General features: G+C 64.7%; 13 protein-coding genes and 1 tRNA gene. 7 read left to right on the forward strand and 7 right to left on the reverse strand.

What is annotated here, in order from left to right; genetic code table 11:
• Window positions 1-196 precede the first annotated feature (196 nt).
• Both DAES_RS16340 and pbpC read left to right on the forward strand, forming a co-directional pair.
• The gene (locus tag DAES_RS16340) at window positions 197-5638 is read left to right on the forward strand and encodes an alpha-2-macroglobulin family protein (protein ID WP_013516148.1); all 5442 of its coding nucleotides are present in this window, start codon (window positions 197-199) and stop codon (window positions 5636-5638) included.
• Window positions 5639-5698: 60 nt separating this feature from the next.
• Window positions 5699-8035 carry a penicillin-binding protein 1C gene (gene pbpC / locus DAES_RS16345; RefSeq protein ID WP_041271484.1) on the forward strand — a complete coding sequence of 779 codons (2337 nt, stop codon included), beginning with the start codon at window positions 5699-5701 and terminating at the stop codon, window positions 8033-8035.
• A 158-nt stretch (window positions 8036-8193) separates the two neighbouring features.
• Here the strand turns inward: pbpC and DAES_RS16350 are convergent, their stop codons facing one another.
• Window positions 8194-9690, reverse strand: coding sequence for a GGDEF domain-containing protein (locus DAES_RS16350; protein ID WP_013516150.1), 1497 nt, complete (start codon window positions 9688-9690; stop codon window positions 8194-8196).
• Window positions 9691-9956: 266 nt separating this feature from the next.
• Here DAES_RS16350 and DAES_RS16355 point away from each other — a divergent pair, with 266 nt between their 5' ends.
• From DAES_RS16355 to DAES_RS16375, 5 genes are all read left to right on the forward strand, one after another.
• Window positions 9957-11597 carry a glycosyltransferase family 4 protein gene (locus DAES_RS16355; protein WP_013516151.1) on the forward strand — a complete coding sequence of 547 codons (1641 nt, stop codon included), beginning with the start codon at window positions 9957-9959 and terminating at the stop codon, window positions 11595-11597.
• Between the two features lie 68 nt (window positions 11598-11665).
• Entirely contained in the window at window positions 11666-12100 is a 435-nt protein-coding gene (locus DAES_RS16360) for a 4Fe-4S binding protein (protein ID WP_013516152.1), read from the forward strand.
• On the forward strand, window positions 12093-13850 hold the full coding sequence (locus DAES_RS16365) for an aldehyde ferredoxin oxidoreductase N-terminal domain-containing protein (protein ID WP_013516153.1): 1758 nt from the start codon (window positions 12093-12095) through the stop codon (window positions 13848-13850). The genes DAES_RS16360 and DAES_RS16365 overlap by 8 nt, the downstream gene beginning before the upstream one ends.
• Before the next feature lie 115 nt (window positions 13851-13965).
• Window positions 13966-14041, forward strand: a tRNA-Phe gene (locus DAES_RS16370).
• Between the two features lie 100 nt (window positions 14042-14141).
• Window positions 14142-14345 carry a hypothetical protein gene (locus DAES_RS16375; RefSeq protein WP_041271485.1) on the forward strand — a complete coding sequence of 68 codons (204 nt, stop codon included), beginning with the start codon at window positions 14142-14144 and terminating at the stop codon, window positions 14343-14345.
• Between the two features lie 287 nt (window positions 14346-14632).
• On the opposite strand, the gene DAES_RS16380 is transcribed toward DAES_RS16375, so the two are convergent.
• From DAES_RS16380 to DAES_RS16405, 6 genes are read right to left on the reverse strand one after another with little or no spacing between them, the layout of a single operon-like run.
• Window positions 14633-15862: a class I SAM-dependent methyltransferase gene (locus tag DAES_RS16380; protein ID WP_013516154.1), complete on the reverse strand. Its 1230-nt coding sequence runs from the start codon at window positions 15860-15862 to the stop codon at window positions 14633-14635.
• Window positions 15859-16410 (reverse strand): dTDP-4-dehydrorhamnose 3,5-epimerase family protein, encoded by a 552-nt coding sequence (locus tag DAES_RS16385; protein ID WP_013516155.1) that lies wholly within the window; start codon window positions 16408-16410, stop codon window positions 15859-15861. Before DAES_RS16385 ends, DAES_RS16380 begins: the two co-directional genes overlap by 4 nt.
• A complete protein-coding gene (gene rfbG, locus DAES_RS16390) occupies window positions 16410-17465 on the reverse strand; it encodes a CDP-glucose 4,6-dehydratase (protein ID WP_013516156.1) in 1056 nt (351 codons plus the stop codon). The genes DAES_RS16385 and rfbG overlap by 1 nt, the downstream gene beginning before the upstream one ends.
• Window positions 17466-17479: 14 nt before the next feature.
• Window positions 17480-18259, reverse strand: a complete 780-nt coding sequence (gene rfbF / locus DAES_RS16395) for a glucose-1-phosphate cytidylyltransferase (RefSeq protein ID WP_013516157.1) — start codon at window positions 18257-18259, stop codon at window positions 17480-17482.
• A gap of 10 nt (window positions 18260-18269) precedes the next feature.
• On the reverse strand, window positions 18270-19013 hold the full coding sequence (locus DAES_RS16400; RefSeq protein ID WP_013516158.1) for a cephalosporin hydroxylase family protein: 744 nt from the start codon (window positions 19011-19013) through the stop codon (window positions 18270-18272).
• Window positions 19010-19915 carry a class I SAM-dependent methyltransferase gene (locus tag DAES_RS16405; RefSeq protein ID WP_049776428.1) on the reverse strand — a complete coding sequence of 302 codons (906 nt, stop codon included), beginning with the start codon at window positions 19913-19915 and terminating at the stop codon, window positions 19010-19012. Before DAES_RS16405 ends, DAES_RS16400 begins: the two co-directional genes overlap by 4 nt.
• Window positions 19916-20019 lie beyond the last annotated feature (104 nt).

Below are 20019 nucleotides of genomic sequence, written 5' to 3' on the forward strand. Positions count from 1 at the left end.
CAAGACAGGCATTGCGCGGGTTTTGCCGACTCTGCGACCGCATCGTCCGAAACCCGACACGCTATCAAACAACCGCAAGGACGACCCGGCAACTCGCGACCCTGGCACAGCCGACCCGGCTGTGATACGCCGTATTCAGGAACCAAAGAGGGGCAGAACACACACCCCGTCACATCGAGAAACACGGAGAAGCGCCATGAACGCCGCCAAGCTGAAGACCCTGGTCATCGCCGCCCTTGCCGTCATCGTCACTGTCCAGGCGGTCTGGATCGCCCGATCCCCATCCCTGCCCGGCGACGGGCAACTGGCGGTCAGCGAGCTGCGGGTCGGACCGGGCCGCTCCGGCATCGAGGTGGAGCTGAACGGCCCGGCAGACACCCAGGCCGTGCCCGCCGGGGAGGCGGCCACCCTCACCCCCCAGGCGGACGGCGAGTGGACCTGGAGCAACCCCTACCTGCTCCGGTTCACGGCCCGCCAGATGCTGGCCGAGGACGCCGAATACACGGTGGAGCTGGCCCCGGCCCTGAAGCTGGCAGGAGAGCGCACCTTCACGGTCCGGACGGCCTCGTTTGCCGTGTCGTCCGTGGACCTGGCCGAGCGGGTGGGCGACGCGCCGGGCAGCGCGGTGATGGTGGCGGCCCTCAGCTTCACCGGGGCCGTGTCGCCGGAGGACGCCCTGGCCCATGTCCGGCTCGCGGACCAGAGTGACGGCAGCGAGGTGCCGCTTTCGGCCATGACCTCGTGGAGTTCGAGCTACCTGGAGCTGCGCTCCGACCCGGTAGCCAAGACCGTGGAAGGGCGCACCTATGTCCTGACCGTTTCGCGCGACCTGAAGATGGCCGGGTCCGCCCTGGCCCTGGGCCGCGACACCACGGCCTCCATCCCGGTGCGGCTCGACCCGGTCCTGGCCTATCGCGGGGCCGATGCCTGGTCGTCGCCAACCGGCTCCGGCATCCGCCTGACCTTTTCCACGCCCATGGACGCCCGCCGGGCCGCGCCCTTTGTCACGGTCAAACCCGAAACCAGCCATTCCCTGTCCGCCGACGGCCCGATCCTGATCCTGTCCGGCGGGTTCGCGCCCGGCACCCGCTACACGGTCACCATCCGCCAGGGACTGACCGCGCCCGACGGCGCCCTGCTCGACAAGACCGAGTCCGCCGCCCTGACCGTGCCCGACGTGACGCCAAGCGCGGACTTCGTGGGCACGGGGCTGTTCCTGCCGCGCTCGGCCAGGGCCGGGCTGGTCCTGGAGGCGGTCAACACGGACCGCGTGGAACTGCGCGTGGACCGGGTCTACCCCAACAACCTCTTTGCCATGCTCAGCGAGTACGGCAGCCGCCTGTTCGAGGACCAGTGGGACTACTCCGGCGTGCCCTATACCTTGGGCGGGACCATCTTCGAGGCCACCCTGCGCACCGACGGCGAGCGCAACAAGCCCGTGCGCGTGCCGGTGCGGCTCGACTCCATCCGGGCAGGCGAGCGCGGCCTGTTCAAGGTCAGCGCGACCATTCCGGGCCAGTCGGGCGTCAAGCGGTGGCTCGCCCTGACCGACATCGGCCTGACAGCCAAGCAGGGCGCGGACGGCTTCCTGATCTGGACCGTGTCCAACACCTCCCTGGCCCCCCTGCCCGGCACCCGGCTGACCCTGATCAGCGACAAGAACCAGCGGCTGGGCACTGCCGTGGCCGACGAGCGCGGCGCAGCCAAAATCCCGCCAACCCCGGACCGGGGCGCGGGCGCGCCCTTCATGATCCTGGCCGAGCGCGACGACGATTTCGCCTTTCTCCTGCTCTCGCGCTCGGCAGTGGACACCACCGGGCTCGATGTCACGGGCGTGACCGCGCCCCAGTCAGGCCTGCGCGCCTATCTCTACGGCGAGCGCGACCTCTACCGGCCCGGCGAGACCGCACAGGGAGTGGCCGTCATCCGCAAGGACGACCTGACCGCGCCCGCGCCCATGCCCCTGGTCCTGGTCCAACGCGATCCGCGTGGCCGCGAGGTGCGCAGGCTGCGGCTGGACAGCGGCGACACGGGGTTGGCTCCCTTTGCCCTGGACGTGGCCGATTACGCCCTGACTGGCGACCACACCCTGGAGCTGCTGGCGGGCGACACGGTCATCGGCTCGTCCCGGTTCAAGGTCGAGGAATTCATCCCGGACCGGATCGCGGCGGAGGTGACCACGGACACCACGGTATACGCGCCCGGCCAGGAGGTGCGGGCCGGGGTCACGGCCAGCTATCTTTTCGGCCCGCCAGCGGCCAACCTGCCGGTCACGGCCCGCGTCCTGCTCCGCGCGGCCCCGTTCACGGCCAAGGGATTTGAGGAGTACGTCTTCGGCGACCCGGACGCGGACTTTGCCCAGCAGGAGATATTCGAGCAGGAGGCAACCCTGGACGACGCGGGCAAGGCGTCCTTTGTCATCCCCATGCCCGACGGCCTGGCCCCCCCGGCGGCCCTGGAGGCGATCATCCTGGGCCGGGTCAGCGAGACCGGCGGACGCGGGGTCACGGCCCGCAAGCGGGTGGTGGTCCACCCCCATCCCTATTACCTCGGCGTGCGCGCCCTGGACAAAAAAGGGTTTGCCCCGGCCAAGCCCGTGACCTTTGATTTCGTGGCCCTGACCCCGGACGGCGCACCTGCGGCCCACGGGCCGCTCTCGGCCCGGCTCTACCGCGACCGCTGGCGCACCGCTGTCCGGCTGACCCCGTCCGGCGGCTACCGCTACGAATCGGTCAACGACCCGGAACTCATCTCCGAGCAAGTCGTGCCTGCTGGCACCGGCCCTGGCTCGGTCAGCTTCACCCCGCCTGACTACGGTAGTTACCGGATGCTTATCGACACTGTTGAGTCCCCGTCATCCGGGGCTTCCGGCGCATCGGGCGTGGCCACGTTCTTCTGCGGCGGCTGGGGCTACTCGCCCTGGGCCCTGGAGAACCCGGCCCGCATCGAGCTGGTCCTGGACAAGGACCACTACCAGCCCGGCGACAACGCGGTGGTCCAGATCCGGGCCCCCTTCCCCGGACGGCTGCTCATGGCCGTGGAGGGCGACACGGTCAGCGACACCCGGATCATCGACCTGACCGGCAATACCGGCGAGGCCGTGTTTCCGGTCAAACTGGCCTACGGCCCCAACGTCCACGTCACCGCCCTGCTGGTGCGCAAGGCGTCGGACGTGGCCGAAGGGTCGGTGGGCCGCGCCTTTGGGGCCGCGCCCCTGGCCGTGGACACCCTGGCCAACAAGCTCGACCCGAAGGTGAGCGCGCCCGCCGAAGTCCGGCCCGAGACCGCGCTTGACATCGAGGTCAGCCTGGACAAGCACGTCAGGCCCAACGCCGTGATCACCATCGCTGCGGTGGACGAGGGCATCATGCAGCTCTCTGGCGCGGACGACCCGGACCCGTTCGGCTTTTTCTACGCCCGCCGCGCCCTGGGCGTGACCAGTTACGACACCTTTGCCATGCTCTATCCCGATCTGGCCCGAATCATGGGCGCGGCCACGCCGGGTGGCGGCATGGAAATGCTGGCCGAGAGCCAGTTCATGCGTACCGAGGGCATCCGCCGGGTCACGCCCGTGGCCTTCTGGTCCGGCCCGCTGACCGTGGGCGACGACAACACCGTGCGCTGGAGCGTGACCCTGCCCGACTTCCAGGGCGCGCTGCGCGTGGTGGCCGTGGGCCTTGACGGCAAACGGCTGGGCACGGGCCGGGCCATGGTCCGGGTGCGCTCGCCCCTGGCTGTCAGCCCCACCCTGCCGCGCTTTCTGGCCGCTGGCGACGAAATCGAGATGCCCGTGACCGTGCGCAACGATCTCGGCATCGGCTCCGGCAATACCGACTCAAACGCCACCTCGACATCCGGCATTGACGCCATCACCCTGGAGGTAACGGCCACGGGCGCGCTGACCAGCACGGCAACGCCGGTCACCCTCCAGATCGCCAGGGGCACGGAGCAGACCGTGTACCTGCCGGTCTCGGCCCTGCCGGGCGCGGGCGGCGACGGTACGGTCACGGTCACGGCCTCGGCTCCTATTGCGGCCACTGGCACGGGGAAACGCGAAACGCGCCGCGTGGTCACCCACCTGCCCGTGCGCCCGGTCTCGCCCTTTCGCCGCGAGCTGGCCTTCGGCGCACTCACGGGCCAGTCCGACGAGCTGGTCCCGGCAGCGTCCGGGTTCGTGCCCGGCACCGTGACCCGCGAGGCGGTCCTGGGCGGGCTGCCCCTGGCCCGGTTCGCAGGCAAGCTCGAAAACCTCCTGGCCTATCCCTACGGCTGCGCCGAGCAGACCGCGTCCCAGGCCTTCCCCCTGATCCGGTTCGGCGAGCTGGCCCGCCAGTATGCGCCCTCCCTCTCCGGCGACACAAGCCCAGCCTTCATGGTCCAGTCCGCCATCATGCGGCTGTTGTCCATGCAGGCGGACAACGGTGGCTTTGCCCTGTGGCCCGGCGGCGAGAGCTCGCCCTGGGTCAGCGCCTACGTCACCCACTTCCTGCTTGAGGCGTCCCGCGCGGGCTACACCTCGCCCGGCATGCTGGAGCGCGCCCTGGACCACATGGCCGATCTGGCCACCGCGCGCGGCTCAGACCTCGACCCCACGGCCTACGCCCTCTTTGATCTCGCCCTGGCCGGTCAGGCCGACCGGGGGTCCATGGACGAACTGCGCGACCGGCGCGCAACCGCCCTCTCGCCCCTGGCCCGCACCTTGATCGCGGCCAGCTACGCCCTGGCGGGCGACATGGATTCGTGCAACACCCTGCTCGCCACCCGGCCTGTTCCGGCCGATGGCCGCCAGCCGGGCGGGCGCATGGGCTCCGGCCTGCGCGACGCGGCCCTGATGCTCCTGGCCCTGGCCGAGGCCGCGCCCAGCGATCCGCTGCTGCCCCAGCTGGCAGCGGACGTGTCCCGACGCATGGAGACGCCCGACTGGGGCACTACCCAGGAGAACGGCCTTGCCTTCGCGGCCCTGGGCAAGACCCTGGCCGCGGCCAGCCCCGCGCCCCTGACAGGCCGAATCATGGCCGGGGAGTGGGCGGCCCCCTTTGCCGACGCATCAAGCGTGACCGCCACAACAGACACCAGCGACGCGCCCCTGCGGGTGGAACTGGCGGAACCTGCGGAGGGTGGACAGGCCGAGGGCAACGCCACGGTCTACTGGTCGGTGACCACTCGCGGCGTACCCGTGCCGGAGAGCCTTGTCCCGGCCAGCCACGGGCTTGAAGTCCGGCGCACCTTCCTTGACCGAAGCGGCGCACCGGCAGACCTCTCCAGCCTGCCCCAGGGCGCGCTGGTGATCATGAAGACCGAGCTGCGCAGCACGGGCCAGGGCGTGGAGAACGTGGTTCTCCAGTGCCTGCTGCCCGCCGGGCTGGAGGTGGAGAACCCGCGCCTGGACACCACCGAGACCGCGCCCCTGGCCGCTGACAACGAACTGCCCCTGACCGGGCATCAGGACCTGCGCGACGACCGGGTGCTCTTCTTCACCGATCTGCCCCGGACCGGCTGGTATGCGGGCTACACCCAGCTGCGGGCCGTGACGCCGGGCCGCTACGGGCTGCCCCCGGTCCAGGCCGAGGCCATGTACAACCCGGCCATCATGGCCGCAGACGCGCCGGGCAGCGTGACCGTGACCAGGGAGCCGTAGCCCGGCATGCATTGGTTGATGCACCGGCTTCGGGCGATGGCCCGGAAAGTGCCGGGCCGCATGAGGTGGCCCACACGGTGGTGGGCGCGTCTGGCCTGCGCCCTGGCCCCCCTTGCCCTGGCCGGACCGCTGGCGTTCCTGTTCCTGAATGCGCTCTTTCCGCTCCCGCCAGGGTGGCTCGACGCGCCCTCTGGCACCCGGATACTGGACCGCACCGGGATCGAGCTGCGCCGCTTCCCGGCCCCGGACACCCGCTGGCGGTTCCCGGTGACCCTGGACCAGGTCTCGCCCCAACTGGTCACAGCCCTGGTCGAGGCCGAGGACCGCTGGCTTTTCGTCCATCCGGGGGTCAACCCCCTGGCCGTGCTCCGGGCAGCCTGGACCAACGCGGTCTCGGGCCGGGTGGTCTCGGGCGCTTCCACCATCCCCATGCAGCTGGCGCGCATGGCCGCGCCCGGCCCGCGCACCCTGGGGGCCAAACTGGCCGAATCCTTTCGCGCTCTGCAACTGACCCTGGCCCACTCCAAAACCGAACTGCTCGAAGCCTACCTCAACACCGCGCCCTTTGGCGGCAACATCGTGGGTGTGGGCGCGGCCTCGCGCATCTATTTCGGCAAGCCGCCGGACCGGCTCTCGCTGGGCGAATGCGCCCTGCTGGCCGTGCTGCCGCGCGCCCCCAACCGCTACGATCCCTCGCGCCACCCCCAGGCAGCCATGGCCGTGCGCGACCGGGTTCTGACCCTGCTGGCCGAGCGCGGGGCCGTGCCCGAAGCCGAGGCGCGCCGGGCCATGCGCCAGCCCATGGTGGCCCAGCGCAGACCCTCGCCCATGCTCGCCCCGCATTTCTGCCTGCTGGCCCGGAGCCGGTTGGGGGCCGAGACCAGTCTGACCACCTCCCTTGATCTCGCCCGGCAGGGGAACGTGGAGCGGCTCCTGGCCCGCCACGTGGAGCGGCTGCGCGGGCTTGGCATCAGCAACGGCGCGGTGGCGGTCCTTGACCGGCGCACCCGCGAGGTTCTGGCCCTGGCCGGGTCCGCAAATTTCCACGACGACAGCCACCAGGGGCAGGTCAACAACGCCCTGTCGCCCCGCTCGCCCGGCTCCACCCTCAAGCCCTTTCTCTACGCCCTGGCCTTTGACAAGGGGGTGGCCCTGCCCCAGTCGCGCCTGCTGGACGTGCCCGTGGACTATGCCGGGTACGCGCCGGAGAACTATGCCGGAACCTTTTCGGGCCGGGTCACCGTGACCGACGCCCTGACCCGCTCCCTCAATGTGCCGGCGGTGCGGCTGCTGGCCCGGACCGGGCTGCATGACTTCCACACCCTGCTGGTGCGCGCCGGGCTGGAGACCATCGACCGCCCGGCGGCCAGCTACGGGCTGCCCCTGGCTCTGGGCGCGTGCGAGGTGCGGCTGATCGACCTGACCAATGTCTACGCCACGCTGGGCCAGGGCGGGGAACACCGGCCCTGGCGGATTACCCCGGACACGGGAGAAGGGCCGGGCACGCCCCTGTTCACGCCCGAGGCCGCCCTGGTGGTGGCCGGGATGCTGACCGGAGTGACCCGCCCCGACATGCCCGACTCCTGGCGGCTGACCCGCGACCGCCCGGCAGCGGCCTGGAAGACCGGGACCTCCTTTGGCCACCGCGACGCCTGGGCCGTGGGTTTCGGCCCGACCCTGGCCGTGGGCGTCTGGGTGGGCAACCCGAGCGGCGCGCCGGTCAAGGGCATCTCCGGCGCAACCCACGCCGGGCCGCTCTTCTTCGACGTGCTGCGCGCCCTGGAGGAGCCGGGCCGTGATCTGCATCTGGCCGAAGCCCCGGCCCTGCGCACCGTGACCCTGTGCGCCACCAGCGGCCTGCCTGCCGGACCAGACTGCCCGCACACCGTGGAGAGTCTGGCCGGGCCGACCCTGGCCCTGCCCCGTTGCGCCGAGCACCGGCGCATCCTGGTGGACAAAGCCACCGGGCTGCGCCTTGAGGGGAGCTGCCTGACCACCGACGCCAGCCGCCGGGCCGTGCCGCTGGTGGTCGAGTCGCTCCCGCCGGAACTGGCCGCATGGCTCGCCTCGCAAGGCAAGCCCGCGCCCGGCCCGCCCGGCCTCTCGCCCCTGTGCCGCGACGTGCCGGGCGGCAGGGGTCCGGTCATCCTCTCGCCCTCGTCCGACACCCCCTATGTGCTGCGCCACGACGCGCCCGCCAGCCATCAGCAGGTGGCGCTCAGAGCCGCGTCCGGCGAGCCGGACCAGCCCCTGTGGTGGTATGTGGACGGCCATTTCGCCGGAACAGCGGCAGGCGCGGCCACCCTCTTCTGGCCCATGACCGAGGGCCGACACACCGTCTCGGTCACGGACAGCCAGGGGCGGACCGGGTCCGCCGCCTTCCGCGTTCTTGACTGACAGGGTGATTGGCAGGGCCGCTGACCGGGACACGGCAAAACGCGCCCAACAGGACGCAGACCAAAAGGCGCATCTGCACGCCCCGGTCTGGCCGGGTCATGCAGATGCGCCTGAAAATCGATATGAATGGCCCCGCGCGGGGCGAATCCCGTCCCCGGCTAGTTGGTCACGGCCTGGGCAGCGCCTTCGGGCCGGGAGATGACCACCATGTTGCGGCCATTGTTCTTGGCCTTGTACAGGGCCTTGTCCGCCTTGATCAGCAGGTCGTCGTCGCGGGTCAGGGCACCAGCCTCGACCGAGGCCACGCCGATGGAGGCAGTGACCGAAAACTCGTGGCCGTCGAAGCGGAACACGCACCCCTGGATGGACTCGCGGATGCGCTCGGCCAGTTTCCAGGCAGCCTCCTCGCTGGTGTGCGGCAGCAGGACCACGAACTCCTCGCCGCCATAGCGGGCCGCGAGGTCGGTGGTGCGGAATGTCTCGGTCAGGATCTCGCCCACCTTGCGCAGGACCATGTCGCCCGCCTTGTGGCCGTAGGTGTCGTTGACCTGTTTGAAGTGATCGAGATCGACCATGAGCAGCGAAAGGTCGTGATTGTACCGACGACGACGCTTGATCTCGTAGATCAACCGCTCGTCAAAGGAGTGGCGGTTGTAGATGCGGGTCAGGCCGTCGCGGTCTGCACGCAGCTTGACCTCCTTGAAGATGAGCGCGTTGCGCAGGGCCAGCCCCAGGTGGTTGACCGCCGAGCGGAAGGTCTCCACCTGATCCCGGCCCAGCCGGTAGTCCGGCTCGCACAGGAGGACCAGACACCCAAAGGTTTCGTGGGCCGCGGTCAGGGGCATGGTCACCAGCTTGCCGTCCTTGGGGGTCAGCGAAAATTCGGGGCGCCGCGCCGGGTCGGTGTGCAGGATGTTGAAGCCGTTGACCGGGCCGGAGCCCATCTCCGCGGCAGAAGCCATCAGGTGCTCGACCCACAGGCTCTCGGTGTCCGGGATCATCTTGCCGTTGAGGAACAGCTCCACATCGGCCACGCCGGAGTCCTGCTGCCGGGTCCAGAAGGCGGCGTGCACCATCTTGACCGGCAGGACCAGGCTCAGGGTGTCCTTGGCGTTGAGCAGGATGGTGGCCGGGTCCAGGCTCTCGGTGGCCGAGGCCAGGATCTTGTTGAGAAACATGAGCTGATCGGTCTTGCGCGCCAAGAGTTCGCGCTCAAGCAGGATCTCCTCGGTCATGCGGTAGATGTCCGAGTACATGCTCGTCACCTCCCTGGCCCGGAACACTGCGTCCTGCACCTTGGGGCGCGTCAGGGGCGTGCGGACCACGGTCAGGAACCCTTCGGCCAGGACCGTGTCCATCTCCAGAGGCTCGTCGCCCGTGTCCTGGATGAGGATGCGCTGGGTGTTCTCCTGCGCCCGGTACTCCTGGCGGCGCTGCTCGGACAGGGCCGACCACACGGACCACGGCACCCAGGCCGCGCAGGGCTTCTCCTCCTGGCTCAGTTCGCGGGCGCGGGGCAGGGAATCCGCCGGAAAATTGCGAATGTGAAATCCAGGGCCGACCCCCTGCGCGATCTGGCCAGCGAGCGAATCGTCCAGGCCCAGCCCCCACATGAGTTCGGGCCGCTTGCCCCGCTTTATCGTCTGCTTCAACATGTGTCCGCCTCTCCTTAAGAGTCAAAATATCGACGCATGACACGTCCGCACCAGGACATGAGCAAGAACGGGGCCAACCCGTGCCACAGGCGGAGACACCGCGCCAAACCGGTATCATCCTGCTCTTTTCAAAGGAGGTTTTCGAGCGATGAGGACAAACCCCCTGAGGCTTGTCCGGGGAAGAAAATGCCGCGCGGCCAGCGACAGAGTCCACGGATTTCGTCAAACCCATTGACAAACCGGGACAATACGGTTTTGACCTACATATGTCCGAATCCAAGCGCATCTGGGCCACCCTGGACCCATTTTTCGAGCCCGGCCCGGTGCTGGGGCGCAAGGTGGCCAACACCAAGTTCCTGCGCGCGCTCCTGGCCGTGGACCCCTGCGACGAGTACCGCTTCTTCCTGGGCGACGCCGGGCAGGCCGACGGATTGCGCGCCCATGTGCGCAAGATCGCGCCGGACATGCTCGACGCGGGCCGGGTGCGCGTCCTGGACCGCCGCGAGCTGCCGCGCCTGCTCGCCACCGAGCCGGTCCACTGCATGCACCTGTCGGACTGCATCACCAGCCAGCCCCACGCCGCTGCCCTGCGCAACCGCTACAGCCGCGACATCTTTCCAATCACCGGCACCATCCACTCCCTGAGTTACTCCACCTTTGGCACGCAGTTCCTGCGCCACCTGTGGGCCGGGACCACCCGGCGTGACGCCATTGTCTGCACCTCGGAGCCGGGCCGGGAGGCGGTGCAACGCTTCTTCGACTGGCTGCGCCAGGGCTACGGGCTGGACCCGGAGCACTTCCCCGCGCCCCAGCTGGCGCGCATCCCCCTGGCTGTGGACGCCGATGAGCTCTGTCCGACCAGGTGCGAGGCCAGGAGCGAGGCCGGGAGCCAAGGCGGCCCGGTGCGCCTGCTCGTGTTCGGCAGGATATCCCACCACTCCAAGATGGACCTGCTGCCCCTGCTGCGCGCCCTGCACCGGCTGGTCCTGGCGGGCATGGACCCGGCCACGGTGGAGCTGGTCCTGGCCGGATGGGTGGACGACGGCGACGATTTCCTGCCCACCCTCAGGGATCTCGCGGCCAACGTGGGCATCCCCCTGACCATTGCGGCCAGGCCGAGCGAGGCGGAAAAGGTCGCCCTGTTCCGCAGCGCCGACATCTTCATCTCCATTGCCGACAACCCCCAGGAGACCTTCGGCATCACCCTGCTCGAAGCCGGGGCCTTTGGCCTGCCCGTGGTGGCCTCGGACTACGACGGCTACCGCGACATCGTGGTCCAGGACGAGACCGGGCTGCTCGTGCCCACCATCGGCCCGGACAGCACGCCGGACGCGGACCTGCTCGCCCCGCTCACCTACGACAACCAGTACCACCTGCTGCTGGCCCAGCGCACAGTGGTGGAGATCCCCCCCCTGGCCGCAGCCCTGAAGACGCTCATCGAATCCCCGGACACGCGCCGGGCCATGGGCGCGGCAGCCCGGCAGCGCGTGCTCGACCACTACACCTGGGCCGGGGTGATCAAACAGTACGCCGCCCTCTGGGACGGCCTGTGGCGCGAACCGGCAGACCCGGCTCCCCTGCGCACGATGCATCACCCCCTGGCCATGCCCTACGGCACCCTCTTCGGCCACTACCCCACCCGCACCCTTGACCCGGCGACCCTGGTCCGGGCCGGGGCCACGGGCGAGGCCTTCTACCGAGGCCGCGATTTTCCCATGCTCTATTCCGGGCTGGCCGGGACCATCGACCCGGACGCGGCCCGAAAACTCGTGTTCCTGGCCCGCAAATCCGTTGACACCAGCACCCTGATACGCAAACTTGTCGAAGCGGTGCCGGGCATGGACCAGGACTCGGCCACGGTCCACATACTCTGGTCGCTCAAACACGATATTCTTGAACGGATCTGAAGCGCCCCCGCAAGGCAAGCGCGCTCGACCCGGACATCACGGTTCCCAACCAGTTGGAGGCATGAACAATGAAAGCATTGAGGGCTGCGCGGATGGAGCGATGCATCGGCTGCCATTCGTGTGCGCTGGCCTGCGCGAGACAGGTCCATTCGGTCCTGTCGTGGAACAAGTCGGGCATCCGCATCGCCTCGGCGGGCGGACTGTCCACCGGATTCGAGGCCAAGCTGTGCCTGGCCTGCAATCCCGCGCCCTGCGCCGGGGCGTGCCCCACCGGCTCCCTGACCCAGCGGCGCGACGGCGGCGTCATCCAGAAGAAGAACCTCTGCATCCGCTGCGGCCAATGCGCCAAGGCCTGCCCGGTGGACGCCATATTCCTGGATCACATGGTCAACCCCTACGTCTGCATCCACTGCGGACGCTGCGTGGAATTCTGTCCCCACGACTGCCTTGAGATGGAAGATCTGCCCAGAGCGGACAAGGCCACCGGAGGTTCCGATGATTAGAGACCACTTCCGCATCATGAAGGTCGATCTGACCACGGGCAAGGCCAACCTCATCGAACGGGACGGACGCGACCAGTACCTGGGCGGCACCGGGCTGGCGGCCATGCTCTTTGATGAATTCGGCCATATGGACAGGGACTGGGACGACCCGGACCAGCCGCTGATCTTCACCATCGGTCCGCTGACCGGCTATTACCCGCTCATGAGCAAGACCTGCTGCGCCTTCCGCTCGCCCTATCACAACCAGTACGCCGAGAGCTACGCGGGCGGCAAATCCGCCCTGTCGCTCCGGTTCGCGGACCTCGACGCATTGGTCGTGGTCGGCAAGGCCAAGCGGCTGTCTGCCCTGGCCGTTGGCTCGCGTCTGATCGAGATCCGCGACGTGGAATACATGCGCGGCTTTGACGCCCTGCGCACGGGCCGCGTCATCCGCAAGATATTCCCCGGTTCGGGCCGCCGCTCCATCCTGCGCATCGGCCCGGCGGGCGAGAACCTCTCGGCCTACGCCTGCATCAACGTGGACACCTACCGCCACTTTGGCCGCCTGGGCGGCGGCACGGTCATGGGAGCCAAGAATCTCAAGGCCATCTGCATCCTGGGCGACCGGGGCTTTGACCTGCCCGAGGGCAAGGCCTACTCCACCCTGTACAAGGACATCTTCAAGCAGCTCACCACCACGGAGATGATGGCCAAATACCACGGCCTGGGCACGGCGGTGAACATCAACCCGCTCAACGCGCTCAAAAGCCTGCCCTGGAAGAACCTGCAACAAACCAGCAGCCCCGAGGCGGACAACATCTCGGGCGAGCGGTTTGCCAAGGACACCCTGCTGCGCAACGCGGCCTGCGCAGGCTGCCCGGTGGGCTGCATCCACGTGGGCTTCGTGCGCGAGCAGTTCCAGGCCAACAACCAGTATCTCTACCGGCAGGTGAGCTACGACTACGAGCCCATCTTCTCCTGCGGCGGCATGCTTGAGGTCACGGACGCAGGCCAGGTCCTGCGCATCCTCGATGTCATCGAAAAGGAAGGGCTGGACAACATGTCCACGGGCGTGGCCCTGGCCTGGGCCACCGAGGCGCTGGAAAAGGGCGTCATCAGCCTGGACGAGACCGTGGTCCCCCTGACCTGGGGCGATGCCGAGACCTACATGAAGGGCGTGGAGCTGATCAGCCGCCCGCCAAACGACTTCTACCGGTTGCTGGCCCAGGGCTCCCTCAAGTGCGCCAAAAAATACGGCGGCGAGGATTTTGCCTGCGTCCTCGGCCAGGAGATGGCCGGATACGCCACGGGCGAGGTCTTCTTCGTGTCCGAGGCGCTCGGCTTCCGCCACTCCCACCTCGACTCGGGAGGCTACGCCTACGATCAGAAACATGAGGACAAGGACGTGACCAGGGCGCTCGATTTCCTGGTCAACGACGCCCGCGAGCGGGTCGTGCTCAACTGCATGGTGGGCTGCTTGTTCTCACGCGGGGTGTACAAGGACTCGGTGCTGGCCCAGGCCCTGGAGGCCGTGGGCTACGGCTCCCTCGTCGGCTCGCTCGACGCCATAGGCCGCCGGGTGCAGAGCCTGCGCTGGCGGCTGCGCCTGGGCATGGGCTACGAACCGGCCAGGGTGGTCATACCCAAACGCTACACCGAGGTGACCACCTGGAAAGGGCCCATCGACACCGACTACCTGGAGGCCCTGCGCACGGGCTACGCCGCCCGGATCATGGAAATGGGCGCTCCGCTGCCCGAGTCCGAAGAATGACCCGGCAGGAAAAGCCCGGCCAAGTGGCGCGCCACCCGGCTAAAAATTCACCCGAATGGCAAAAAGAGGTTGCCAACCACCGCCCATTTCGGTAAATCCCACTTCTCGACCGCGTGCTCGGGTAGCTCAGTCGGTAGAGCAGGGGACTGAAAATCCCCGTGTCGGCAGTTCAATTCTGTCCCCGAGCACCATAGGAATCAAGCCCTTACGTCAGAAACGGCGTAAGGGCTTTTTCTTTTTTGGCGTTTTGTACTAGGATATCAGTAGTTTTTGAAAAAACGGGAGCCTCTCATGGCAACGAGGAAAAACATAAATACGCTGTTCTCTGCGGTGGCGACCGTCGCGCACCGACTATCCGCCATTTTCACCGCCGATGTCATCATGGTCATGAAGCAGGGCAAAGTCGTTGCCACGGGCTCCCACAAGGATCTGCTCGCATCCTGCCCGCTCTACAACCGCCTCTACCAGATGCAGTTCGACGACTCTATCTGGTAGGCACAGAAGGTTTCGGAGGAATTCCCTAACGAGTACAGCGAGGAGTGGCTACATGAATCCCTGGGGAATATGTCCCCTGTTGATTTTACCGCCCAGATGGCGGGGATTCCCCTGCCCTTTAATCAACCACCAAGAAATTGCCGGAACTTCTACTCTTAGGCGACCCCAACAAAGGGGTCTTTACAAATTAACTGTCAGCATTGAGACTCTTAAAGGCTGTGCGGTGTCGCTGTGCTTCATCTTTTTCGGAGCCATAAACACCATGCCAGACTGAACATCGGCACACCCTAGTCCGTAACGATCCCCAACCGGGGTATAGCCGTGACGAACGTGCCTCCCCATTCACGGATATACCGGTGCTGCGCGGTGATTTCCGTTTTCAGATTCCATGGCAGGATCAAGATGAAGCTCGGCTTGCGCTCCCGAAGAGCCTGGGGGGACAATACCGGGATGCGGCTCCCTGGCATGAACAGTCCTTGTTTGTGCGGCGAAGCGTCCACGCAGAATTCGATCAGGCTGGAATCCACACCGCAGTAGTTTAGCAATGTGTTCCCCTTGGCTGCAGCACCATAGGCAGCCAGTCGCTTGCCCGCTTTTTTTTGCGTATGCAAAAAATCAAGCAAATCCTGTTTGCGGATGTCTGCCTGTTCCTGAAATGCGGTGTAGTAGGCAAGTGAGTTCATACCTGCGTCGCGTTCACATTGGAGCACCCGGGTTACGGCAGGCGAGGTTGGTCGGATGTCGTCGGCATGGCATGCAAAAACCCGCAACGACCCGCCATGTGTGGAGAGTTCCTCCACATCGAATACCCGTAGCCCTTGTTTTGCGAAAATACGCTGTACCGTGCCCAAAGAGAGATAGGAAAAATGCTCGTGGTAGATGGTGTCAAACTGGCATTGACTGACGAGCTGCAAGAGGTGAGGAAACTCCAACGTTGCGGCTCCGGTGGGCTTGAGCACCGCTTTGACGCCGTGAACAAAATCATTGATATCTGGCACATGGGCCAACACGTTGTTGCCTATCAATAAATCAACACGACCACGCTCGGCTACCAGTGTTTTTGCCAGGGCGGTAGTGAAAAACTCGGTGATGGATTCAATGCCTTTTTCCCGAGCTGCGTCGGCAGTGGCCATGGACGGCTCCACCCCGTAACAGGGAATGCCGCTCGCCTTCATATATTGCAGCAGATAGCCATCATTCGATGCGATCTCCACTACCAGCGACGAGCCGCCAAGTGTAAATCGATTGACGGCCATTTCTGTGTATTGCCGAGCATGCTCGAGCCAGGAAGATGAGAATGAGGAAAAATAGACATAGCTGCGATTGAATATTTCCGAGGATTTCTTGTGTTCGTCCACTTGGACCAGAAAACACTTCGGGCAGATGAAAACCTTGAGGGGAAATGTCTCTTCCGGCTGGCCCAGCTCATCCTTCGCGAGGAACGAGTTGGACGGCGGCTGGTCGCCTAGATTAATGAAAACATCGGAGAGCGACGTGGCGCAATGGCGGCAATTCATATGTCAAATCCTTGGAATTCTGTACCTATCAATGCGTGGAGTCTGTCCTTGTCTGAAATGTCCCTTGGGGGCAGGGGCCACGCGATGTTGATGGCAGGGTCGTCGAACCGCACCCCTCCCTCGCATTCCGGCGTATAGAAGTCCGTATGCAGATAAAGAAGCTGTGCGTCCTCTTCAATGACTTGAAAGCCATGCGCGAAGCCTTCGGGAACATACAGGGCGTACGCGCGCTCAGGAGAGAGTATCTCGCCGTGCCATTGGAGATAGGTTTCAGACGCCTTGCGCAGGTCGATTATGACATCGAAGACGGCGCCGTGCAGGCAGCGGATGATTTTGATCTCGGCATGCGGAACGGTCTGGAAATGCATACCGCGGATGCTTCCTTTCTGGCGGGTCAGCGAAATATTAGCCTGAGCAATAGGCTTTCGCAGGCCGATGGATTCAAGCTCGTGGGCGCAATATATCCTTGCGAAGCGTCCGCGTTGGTCAGCGAAGGGTGCATCTTCGAGGCGATAGGCACCGGCCAGGGGGAGAGGCGTGCAACGCATCAAAGCGCCTCGAATCTACTGATGTGTTCTTCGGTTAATGCCCGAAGACAGGCCGGATCGGTATGCCATGCCCGATACCATTCCACAGACCAATCGAGGGCCATGTTGACGTCGGTCCGGGGGATCCATCCGAGCTGTTCGGCTGCTTTGGTGCAGTCGAGCCGCAGGGTGGCGGCTTCATGGGGATGATCCCCGGCATCCATAGCACATTGTGCTCCATCACCCCAGCGTTCGACAAAGCCCGTCACCACCTGTCCCACGGTCTGCGCGTCCGCGTTCCTAGGTCCAAAATTCCAGCCGCCAACGAACTCCCGACGTCCTTCCAGCAGCGCCTTGGCCAGAACCAGATAGCCGGACAATGGCTCAAGCACGAACTGCCATGGCCTGACGGCCTTGGGCGAACGGATACGGACCGGCTCTCCGCGTGAAAAGGCTCGCACCATGTCTGGAAGCAGCCTGTCCTGGCCGAAGTCTCCTCCACCGACAACATTGCCAGCCCGTACGGAAACCAGGGAAGGTCCTGCATTTTGAAAGAACGATGCGTTCCAGGATTGCGCAGCCAGCTCGGCGCATCCCTTGCTCGCTGAATAGGGATCATCCCCCCCCATGGGGTCGGATTCGCGAAACGCTACGCCTGTCCCTAAGTTTAAATAGCTTTTGTCGCTGGTTACGTTGACCACGGCGCGGACGGATTCCGTATGACGGACTGCTTCCATCACATTCACCGTGCCTATGACATTGGTGGTAAAGGTCTCGACCGGCTCGGCGTATGACCGCCGCACCAAAGGCTGGGCCGCCATATGGATGACAAGGTCGGGCGAGAAAACACCCATGGCCCGCCTAAGGGCCTCAAAATCACGGATGTCGGCATGGGTGGAGGCAAGATCATGCCTCAATCCGATCAGTTCGAACATATTCGGGACGGATGGCGGGTCAAGAGAGTAACCGTGGACCTCTGCCCCGAGCAGAGTAAGCCAAAGCGCGAGCCAGCTTCCCTTGAAACCGGAATGCCCGGTCATGAAGACGCGTTTCCCTGCGAATGTCTTGTTAAACATAGATATCAGCTCCGTCACCACACTTTCCACTCGGCTCGGTCTTCGTTCCATAGCCGGTTCAGGAGTTCTGTGTCTCGCAGGGTGTCCATACAGGCCCAATACCCATCATGCCGACGGACCATCAACTCCCCATCCTGCGCGAGCCGCTCAAACGGGCCATATTCCAGGTCGCAGTCCTTGTCCGACGTCAGGTAGTCGAAAATACTCCTATCCAGCACCATGTAGCCGCCGTTGATCAGGCTGTCACCAGCATGGTCCGGTTTTTCCTGAAAAGAGGAAACCCTGTTCCCATCCACCTTCAATTCGCCGAAGCGTTGGGCCAGGCCCACGCCTGTAAGGGTCACGATTTTGCCATGAGCTTTATGAAAGGCGACGAGGGCATCAATGTCAATATCGGCCACGCCATCACCGTAGGTCAGCATGAAGGTGTCGCCTTTGATGTACTTTTCCACTCGCTTGAGACGCCCGCCCTTGAGGGTATCTGGACCGGTATCTGCAAGGGTGATCCTCCAGCCCGCCTCGTCGTGGCACTGGTGCAGGCAAAGCGTTTCAGGCTTACCCAACTCAAGGGTGACGTCGTTGTTCATCCATTCGTAGTTCACAAAGTATTCTCGAATCATCTCTCCCTTGTATCCTAGCGGCAGGATGAATTCCGTATGCCCGTAATGGGCATATATCTTCATGATGTGCCAGAGGATGGGGCGGGGGCCAATATTGACCATCGGCTTAGGCCGGAACTCCGTCTCTTCGCGCAGGCGAGTACCGAGTCCACCGCAGAGAATAATAACTTCCATGCTGTGTCCTTTACATGTCCTTGACGCATTTCAGGTATCCCCGGGGAGCTACCGAAAACATAAGTTTATTGTCGATCTCCGTATCAGGCACGAACCGGTCGTTGGTCTTGAGAAACGCATCAACCGCAGTCATGGGGTTGTTGCCCGGCCCCCAAGGCCTGTCTGCCGAGGCTTGCTCGGAAAGCAGCTCAACAATGGTATCGAACACCACCATATACGAGCCCTTTTTCACCAACGGAGCATACAGTTCCATTTCCCGCAACACATGCTCATGGGTATGGTTGGAGTCTAGAATGACCATCGGGTTGGTGCGCCCCTTGGCTAGTGAAAAAACAGCATCAACAATGTCCAGGGATATGGATGAGCCTTCGAGCATTGTCACATTCTTGAAAACCGGATGCGCTTCGATCTCCTTGCGATTGTGTTCACGGATGTCGATGTCGATGCTCACGGTTTTCCTGTCGCCACCCAAGAGTTGCAGCATGGAGGCGTGGAACAGTACCGTGCCCCCATGGGCAATGCCGGTTTCGATGATGATGTCCGGCTGAACGGTCCAGATAAGTTCCTGCATGGCCATGATGTCCTGCGGGTACTGGATGATGGGACGGCCAAGCCACTCGAAATTGTAAGAGTAGCCGGCGGGAATAGACTGGTGCATGAAGGCATCCGCAGATCGCTTCAATTCGCTGTTCTGTCCCTGCGCACCGATGCGCTCCCTGCGCACATTCCTAAAATCGTCTACTGGGTTGCTCATATTTCTCCTATGGCCAGCACTGTGTTGGGATATCCCTCGCAAAGCGCGGCTACTTCATCACGGTAATTTTCGTTCATGACGATAATGTCGCCCGTGCCAAGGCGGTATAGCTCACTTGGCGGATAAATGAAATGACCACTCTTGGCGATGTGTCGGCCTTGTTTTTTGGGATTGATGTCGATGATCCCGCGAATGCTCCGTCCATCCGGGTCCATCAGGTTGGTGAAGGCCACACCCTTGGCCCCAGCGCCCCAGACGAGGCAGCCGGTGTGGCTGGCGACAAAGGCCCTGAGGCGGTCGATCTCGTTCGAAAAAAGTGTTTCGTCGACCAGGCAAAATTCGTCAGTCGGCGGGAGCACAGCGTCTTGCAGGTCGGCCAACTCAGCCACCAGCCACATGTATTGACCACCAAAACATCGGCGGACCGTTGCCCTGAGAAAAAGGGCCTTCAGTGTCGGCACACTGAAGTAGTTGCAATGCTCATGGAAAATGTCCCAGAATGCCCTATTGTCGACAATCCATTCAAGGCATGGGACCTCGATGAGGATTTTCCCCCGGCCTGCGTTGGCGTTTTTGATCGAAGCCAGAAAGGCCAACGGGTCGGCCACATGCTCCAAGGTGTGTCTCAGTACGACCATATCGCCGGGAACAACACCCAGATTGTTGCCGAAGTACGCTTTGACCACATCGGGGTCGCCTGCTTCATGGGCCGGGTCGTATCCCGTCACATTGAATCCGGCCAGCCTGAGCATGGAGAGAAAAACGCCTTTGCCGCACCCGACCTCCACAATCCGCCCGCCCGGCTCTACAGCGGATTTGACCAGCCCCAGGGTTTCCTCAAGATGGCGCTGGAACACCGAGGAATGGCCCTGCTCGTTTTGATACGTGCCGTCGTATTCCATGACTTCTGGGTGGAAGAGATGGTTCCAGACAAAGCCGCATTGACGGCACTGGACCAGTTCAACCGGGTAGCAGGGAGTTGTTTTTGCCTCGACCGCGTTGGGGA

The sequence above is a fragment of the Pseudodesulfovibrio aespoeensis Aspo-2 genome (assembly GCF_000176915.2).
Taxonomy (GTDB): Bacteria; Desulfobacterota; Desulfovibrionia; order Desulfovibrionales; family Desulfovibrionaceae; genus Pseudodesulfovibrio; species Pseudodesulfovibrio aespoeensis.